This window comes from Clostridium sp. SHJSY1, assembly GCF_031626875.1.
Classification (GTDB): domain Bacteria; phylum Bacillota; class Clostridia; order Clostridiales; family Clostridiaceae; genus Clostridium.
Map to the genome: position 1 here is coordinate 1 of NZ_JANDMF010000123.1, position 1,075 is coordinate 1,075.

At 31.2% G+C, this 1,075-nt stretch carries 1 protein-coding gene; it reads left to right on the plus strand.

What is annotated here, in order from left to right; genetic code table 11:
• Window positions 1-1,063: transposase (locus tag NNC19_RS23425; protein ID WP_310941100.1), on the plus strand; the 1,063-nt coding region annotated here is incomplete at its 5' end.
• Between the last annotated feature and the right edge of the window lie 12 nt (window positions 1,064-1,075).

Here is a 1,075-nt window from a genome sequence, read left to right on the forward strand (position 1 = left end):
GGGCTATAAAGGAACCGTAACTGATATCGTCCTGTTAAGCTTTGCCGATTGTCATAGAACTACCTTTGGTAAATTTTTAAGTCAAGGCGTTTGGAATATTAATTATGCATGGAGAGGCATAAAAAAGTTTGTTGTAAGAATAATTATTGAAAATTCATCTTCTGATACTCCTTTGTTTGCAATTTATGATGATACTATTTCTGAAAAGACTAAGCCCTCGTCAAAGGCTGAAAATACAATTCAGGAAGCAAGTTTTCATAGATCTCACTTAAAGAAAAAGCAAGTATATGGACATCAACTACTTACTACGATGCTCTCCAATGGGAAAAAAGTTTTACCATTTTTTATTGAGCGTTATAGAAAAGGTGAAAAAAGCAAAATAAAAATGGTTTGCGACATAGTAACTGAACTTCCTTCGCCTAAAGGCAAAGCCTACGGTCTTTGTGATTCATGGTTTACTACTAAGGATGTCATAAATGCCCATTTCAAAAAAGGTTATCATCTTATTGGCGCACTAAAAACTAACAGAGTTATATATCCAAAAGGAATTAATATTCAAGTTAAGGATTTCGCTCAATATATTGAAAAGAATGATGTTTGCATCGTTACAGTAAACAATTCTAAATATTGGGTTTATCGTTATGAAGGAAACCTTAATGGGATCGATAACGCAGTAGTCTTATTTTGCTGGCCTGAAAATGCATTTAAGAAAGCTGGTTCATTACACGCTTTCTTATGTACTGATATTGACCTTAGTACTAAAACAATCCTTGAATATTATAGCAAGCGTTGGCCAATAGAAATATTCTTTAAGCAAACAAAGAACAACCTGGGATTGAATTCCTATCAAGTAAGATCCACTCAATCTATTGATAGAATGTTAGTTTTAATATCTTTAACTTATATTTTCTGTACAATTCAAGAAAATGCTAAAAATTCATTTAGTAGAGGCATTGCAATTTCCAGAAATAATGTTAAAAAAGATCATATTAAGTGGATTTATGAATGCGCTAAAAATAATATTCCTATTGAAAATGTTTTAAAAACCATGAAAATTGCTTAAAGTATATTATAA